The sequence below is a fragment of the Litorisediminicola beolgyonensis genome (genome assembly GCF_042679605.1).
Taxonomy (GTDB): Bacteria; Pseudomonadota; Alphaproteobacteria; order Rhodobacterales; family Rhodobacteraceae; genus Litorisediminicola; species Litorisediminicola beolgyonensis.
The window spans coordinates 1-5,653 of the sequence record NZ_JBHTMU010000075.1; the positions used below are offsets into that span (position 1 = coordinate 1).

Below are 5,653 nucleotides of genomic sequence, written 5' to 3' on the forward strand. Positions count from 1 at the left end.
TACGGCTCCCTCGGCGACACCTCCACCCTCGCCGAACCCGAGGTCGTCGACGACCTCATCGAAAATCGGCAGAACAGGAAGGACGCGTGATGGACGGCACGACGACGCCCGACACCCCGCCGGTCCTCATCCTTCTCGGCCCCCCCGGGGCCGGGAAAGGCACCCAGGCCCGCAAGCTCGAACAGCGCTTCGGCCTCGTGCAGCTCTCGACCGGCGACATGCTGCGCGCCGCGGTCAAGGAGGGCACCGAGGCAGGCCGCGAGGCCAAGGCGGTGATGCAGCGCGGCGATCTCGTCTCGGACGAGATCGTGCTGGCGATCCTGTCGGACCGGCTCGACCAGCCCGACACCGCCAAGGGCGTGATCCTCGACGGCTTCCCACGCACCACCGGCCAGGCCGAGGCGCTGGACGGCCTTCTGTCCCGCAAGGGCCAGGAGCTCTCCGCCGCGGTCAGCCTCGAGGTCGACGACGAAGCGATGGTCGAGCGCGTCTCCGGCCGCTTCACCTGCGCCAAGTGCGGCGAGGGCTACCACGACAGCTTCAAGACGCCCGAGACGGACGGCGTCTGCGATCAGTGCGGCGGCACCGAGATGACCCGCCGCGCCGACGACAACGCCGAGACGGTGCGCTCGCGCCTCAAGGCCTATCACGAGCAAACGGCGCCCCTGATCGCGTTCTACGACGCCAAGGGCAAACTCGTCCGCATCGATGCGATGGGCGAGATCGAGACCATCGCGGACGACCTCGCCGCGATCGTGACACGGGTATCGGCCTGAGGGCCGGTCCCAGGGCGGCTGGAGGGGCCGCCGTTCGAGACAGATAGAAGACAAGAGGAGGACCCGCAGATATGGCGGATAAGATTCAAACCGACGGCAAGGCCTACTGGAAGGCCAATGTCCGTCTCATCATCGGCAGCCTGATCATCTGGGCGCTGGTGAGCTTCGGCTTTGCCATCCTGCTGAGACCGCTCCTGGCGGGCATCGAAGTAGGTGGCACGGATCTCGGCTTCTGGTTCGCCCAGCAAGGCTCGATCCTCGTGTTCCTGGCGCTGATCTTCTTCTACGCCTGGCGCATGAACAGCCTCGACCGGAAATTCGGCGTGGACGAGGAGTGAGCCAGATGGATCAGACAGTCATCAACATCATCTTCGTGGGCGCGTCCTTCGCGCTCTATATCGGCATCGCCATCTGGGCCCGCGCCGGCTCGACCTCGGATTTCTATGCCGCGGGTCGCGGGGTGCATCCGGTCCTGAACGGCATGGCCACGGGCGCGGACTGGATGTCCGCGGCGTCGTTCATCTCGATGGCGGGTCTCATCGCCTTCGTGGGCTATGACAACTCGACCTTCCTGATGGGCTGGACCGGCGGCTACGTGCTGCTCGCGCTCCTGCTCGCGCCCTACCTGCGCAAGTTCGGCAAGTTCACCGTCTCCGAGTTCATCGGCGACCGGTTCTACAGCCCGACCGCGCGCCTGGTGGCCGTGATCTGCCTGATCATCGCGTCAATCACCTACGTGATCGGTCAGATGACCGGCGTCGGCGTGGCCTTCGGTCGCTTCCTCGAGGTGGACAGCACCACCGGCCTCATCCTGGGTGCCGTTGTCGTCTTCGCCTACGCGGTGTTCGGCGGCATGAAGGGCGTGACCTATACGCAGGTCGCCCAGTATGTCGTGCTGATCCTCGCCTACACCATCCCGGCGGTCTTCATCTCGCTGCAACTGACCGGCAATCCGCTGCCGCCGCTCGGCCTCTTCGGCGAGCACACCGGCTCGGGCGTGCCGCTTCTGGAGCGTCTGGATGCGACCCTGACCGAGCTTGGCTTCAACGAGTACACGGCGCATAACGGCGATACGTTCAACATGCTCCTGTTCACGCTGACGCTGATGATCGGCACCGCCGGTCTGCCCCACGTCATCATGCGCTTCTTCACCGTTCCCCGCGTCGCCGATGCACGCTGGTCGGCGGGCTGGGCGCTGGTCTTCATCGCCCTTCTCTACCTCACCGCCCCGGCGGTTGGCGCGATGGCACGGCTCAACATCACCGAGCTGATGTGGCCCGAGGGCACGCAGGGCGAGGCTGTTTCGGTCGAGACGATCGAGACCGCGGACGAGTATAACTGGATGCGCACCTGGCAGCAGACCGGTCTTCTCGGCTGGACGGATGAGAACGGCGATGGCCGGATCCAGTACTACAATGACGCCGATCCCGACATGCAGGCCCGCGCGGAAGAAGCCGGTTGGAGCGGCAACGAGCTGACCAACTTCAACCGCGACATCCTCGTTCTTGCCAACCCCGAGATCGCCAACCTTCCCGGTTGGGTGATCGGTCTGGTGGCCGCCGGAGGTATCGCCGCCGCGCTCTCCACCGCCGCCGGTCTCTTGCTCGCGATCTCCTCGGCGGTCAGTCACGACCTGATCAAGGGTCAGATCAACCCGTCGATTTCGGAGAAGGGCGAGCTGATGTCGGCCCGGGTGGCAATGGCGGTCTCGATCGCGGTCGCGACCTATCTGGGTCTCAACCCGCCGGGCTTCGCGGCGCAGACGGTGGCCCTGGCCTTCGGTCTCGCGGCCTCGTCGATCTTCCCGGCGCTGATGATGGGCATCTTCTCGACCAAGGTGAACAATCGCGGCGCGGTTGCGGGCATGCTGACGGGTCTCCTGACCACGCTCATCTACATCTTCCTGCACAAGGGCTGGTTCTTCATCCCGGACACCAATTCGTTCACGGATGCCGACCCGCTTCTGGGCACCATCAAGTCGACCTCTTTCGGCGCGGTGGGCGCAGCGCTCAACTTCCTCGTCGCCTATGTGGTGTCGGGCATGACCAAGCCGGTTCCGGATCACATCAAGGACCTGGTGGAAAGCGTGCGCGTGCCGCGTGGTGCGGGAGCCGCTCAGGATCACTGATCCCTCCGGGCAGGGCGGCGCGGCTGCCCTGCCCTTTTCTTCCGGTTCCGCTCCGTTACCCTGACGGGCGGGACCGTTTCTTTTTCGAGCCGCCGAGAGCCGCCGAACCCCAAGTACAGGATCGCGATGACAGGCACCGAGACCGCGCTGGCCGAGTTCCTCGAGACGCTGCAGCCCTATGCCGATCTGCCGCCCGACGCGCGGCAGGCGCTCGCCGCCGAGATCACCACCCAGAGCTATTCCGAGGGCGACACGGTCTACAGCTTCGGCGTGCCGCTGACCGGCCTCTATATCGTGCGCCGGGGCGAGATCGAGGTGCGCGACGAATACGGCGCGCCGGTCTCGATCCTCGGCCCCCGCAACAGTTTCGGAGAGCGCGGTCTGGCGCGCGACGGGCTCGCCGCCACCACCGCGACGGCGACGCAGGCGACCGAGCTTCTCATCCTCCCCGCCGAGAGCTTCCGCGCGCTGATCGACAGCCACGAGACCGCGCGCCGCTTCTTCGACCGCGCCCGCAAGGACCGCCCGCGCCGCGCCGATCTGGCCACGAGCCGGGTCGAGACGCTGATGTCGCGGCGGCTGGTCACGGCGCCCCCTGACACCACCGCGCAGGACGCGGCCCGGAGGATGCACGACGCGGGCGTCTCCTCGCTCTGCATCACCGAAGGCGACACCCTGACCGGGATCGTCACCATCCGCGACCTCTCGGCCAGGATCGTGGCCGAGGGCCGGTCGGGCGGCACGCCGGTCTCCGAGATCATGACCGCCGATCCGATCACCCTGCCGCCCCAGGCGCTGGGATCGGACGTGCTGCACATGATGGTCGAGCGCCGCATCGGACACCTGCCCGTGACCGAGGGCGGCAGGCTCGTGGGCATCGTCACCCAGACCGACCTGACGCGCTGGCAGGCGGTCAGCTCGGCCGAAATCGTGTCGGAGATCGTGCATTGCGACACGGTCGAGGCGATGGCCGAGGTCACCGCGCGCATCCCGCAACTGCTCGTGCAGCTCGTGGCCTCCGGCCTGCGCCACGACGTGGTGACGCGGCTCATCACCGATATCGCCGATGCCGCGACGCGGAGGCTCCTGAAACTCGCCCATGACGCCCAGGGCGACGCGCCGGTGCGTTACGTCTGGTGCGCCTGCGGCAGCCAGGGACGGCAGGAGCAGACCGGCGTCTCCGACCAGGACAACTGCCTGATCCTCTCGGACGACGCGACCGAGGCCGATCTGGAGTGGTTCGCCGAGTTCGCGCGCTTCATCTCGGACGGGCTTCATGCCTGCGGCTACGTCTATTGCCCCGGCGACATGATGGCCACGAACCCGCGCTGGTGCCAGCCGGTGCGGGTCTGGCGCGACTATTTCCACCGCTGGATCAACCGCCCCGTTCCCGAAGCGCAGATGCTCGCGTCGGTCATGTTCGACCTGCGCCCCATCGGCGGCGAGCTGGCGCTCTTCGACGCGCTCCAGCACGACACGCTCGAGGACGCCTCGAAGAATTCGATCTTCGTCAGCCACATGATCTCGAACAGCCTCAAGCATCAGCCGCCGCTGGGCCTGATCCGGAGCTTCGCGACGATCCGCTCGGGCGAGCACAAGAACACGCTCGATCTCAAGCACAATGGCGTCGTGCCGATCACCGATCTCGCGCGGGTCTACGCGATCCGGGGAGCGTTGACAGCTGTCAACACCCGCCGCCGGATCGAGGAGGCGCGCGCCCGGGGCCTTCTGTCGCAATCGGGCGGACAGGGGTTGCTGGATGCCTATGACCTCATCGCCGAGACCCGGCTCGAGCATCAATGCACCCGGATCGGCAATGGCGAGGCACCGGATAACTACCTTGCCCCGTCGACACTTTCGGATTTTGATCGCTCGCATCTGCGCGACGCGTTCGTGGTGGTCAAAGGGCTGCAATCGGCCCTCGGTCATGGCCGGGGAATGCTGGGATAGACGCGTCGGGGAGGACGCGGGAGGAGACAGATGGCGTTTGAGCTTTTCGCCGTGATCGTGGCCGGTTTCGCCGGCGCGGGCGTGATGATGCTGATCATGAAACTGACCGGCGGTCCGCGCTGGCTGGTCCCGCTTGCCGCGGGCGCCGCGATGCTGGGCGTGACCGTGTCGTCGGAATACGGCTGGTACGGCCGCACCGTCGCGGGCCTGCCCGAGGGCATGGTGGTGGCCGACAGCGTCCGCCGCCCGGTCTGGTGGCGCCCCTGGACCTACGCGGTGCCGATGACCGAGCGCTTCATCGCGCTCGACACCGCCAACCTGCGCGCCAACGAGGCGACCGAGGGGCTCTACATGGCCGATCTCTACTTCTTCGGTCGCTGGCGCGCGACGCAGTCACTGCAGGTCATGGTGGATTGCCCCGGCGGACGGCGGGCGGAGCCCCTGCGCGGCGATGGCGGCGCGCCGGTCTGGCGCGATGTCGGTGCCGATGACGTGATCGTCTCGGCCGTGTGCACGCGGGTCTGAGACCGATGCGCGGCTCGATGCGTCCCGGTCTTCTGATCCTCTGCGGGACCTTCGCCCTGGTCCTGATCGCGGTCTCGGGCCTGCCGCTCTGGCTTGGCGTGACGCGGGGCGAGATCGCCGGCACCGCGGCGCTCGGGGCCTTCGTTCTGGCCGCCTTCCTGCTGCTCATCACGGCGGCGCTCTTCTGGCTTGTGCTCGACCAGCGGATCGCCCGGCCCGCCGACCGGCTTGCGGCGACCCTGCGCGTGCGCGCCGAGGGCGGCGCGGCGCATGC

Annotated in this window: 5 protein-coding genes and 1 pseudogene; all 6 read left to right on the forward strand. The window is 67.4% G+C overall.

Annotation, left to right across the window (positions count from 1 at the left end; genetic code table 11):
- The first annotated feature begins 89 nt into the window (after positions 1 to 89).
- A complete protein-coding gene (locus tag ACFQ4E_RS20325; protein WP_386806364.1) occupies positions 90 to 776 on the forward strand; it encodes an adenylate kinase in 687 nt (228 codons plus the stop codon).
- Between the two features lie 71 nt (positions 777 to 847).
- Positions 848 to 1,114, forward strand: a complete 267-nt coding sequence (locus tag ACFQ4E_RS20330) for a DUF4212 domain-containing protein (protein ID WP_386806365.1) — start codon at positions 848 to 850, stop codon at positions 1,112 to 1,114.
- Between the two features lie 5 nt (positions 1,115 to 1,119).
- Entirely contained in the window at positions 1,120 to 2,904 is a 1,785-nt protein-coding gene (locus ACFQ4E_RS20335; RefSeq protein ID WP_386806366.1) for a sodium:solute symporter family protein, read from the forward strand.
- A gap of 126 nt (positions 2,905 to 3,030) precedes the next feature.
- The gene (locus ACFQ4E_RS20340; protein ID WP_386806367.1) at positions 3,031 to 4,854 is read left to right on the forward strand and encodes a DUF294 nucleotidyltransferase-like domain-containing protein; all 1,824 of its coding nucleotides are present in this window, start codon (positions 3,031 to 3,033) and stop codon (positions 4,852 to 4,854) included.
- A gap of 30 nt (positions 4,855 to 4,884) precedes the next feature.
- Positions 4,885 to 5,379: a hypothetical protein gene (locus ACFQ4E_RS20345; RefSeq protein ID WP_386806368.1), complete on the forward strand. Its 495-nt coding sequence runs from the start codon at positions 4,885 to 4,887 to the stop codon at positions 5,377 to 5,379.
- Between the two features lie 5 nt (positions 5,380 to 5,384).
- Positions 5,385 to 5,653: pseudogene (locus ACFQ4E_RS20350) on the forward strand (3'-5' exonuclease); the annotation flags it as partial.

Coding starts and splice junctions, on each gene's coding strand:
- ACFQ4E_RS20325 (WP_386806364.1), top strand. CDS start 90: ATGGACGGCACGACGACGCCCGACACCCCGCCGGTCCTCATCCTTCTC.
- ACFQ4E_RS20345 (WP_386806368.1), top strand. CDS start 4,885: ATGGCGTTTGAGCTTTTCGCCGTGATCGTGGCCGGTTTCGCCGGCGCG.
- ACFQ4E_RS20335 (WP_386806366.1), top strand. CDS start 1,120: ATGGATCAGACAGTCATCAACATCATCTTCGTGGGCGCGTCCTTCGCG.
- ACFQ4E_RS20330 (WP_386806365.1), top strand. CDS start 848: ATGGCGGATAAGATTCAAACCGACGGCAAGGCCTACTGGAAGGCCAAT.
- ACFQ4E_RS20340 (WP_386806367.1), top strand. CDS start 3,031: ATGACAGGCACCGAGACCGCGCTGGCCGAGTTCCTCGAGACGCTGCAG.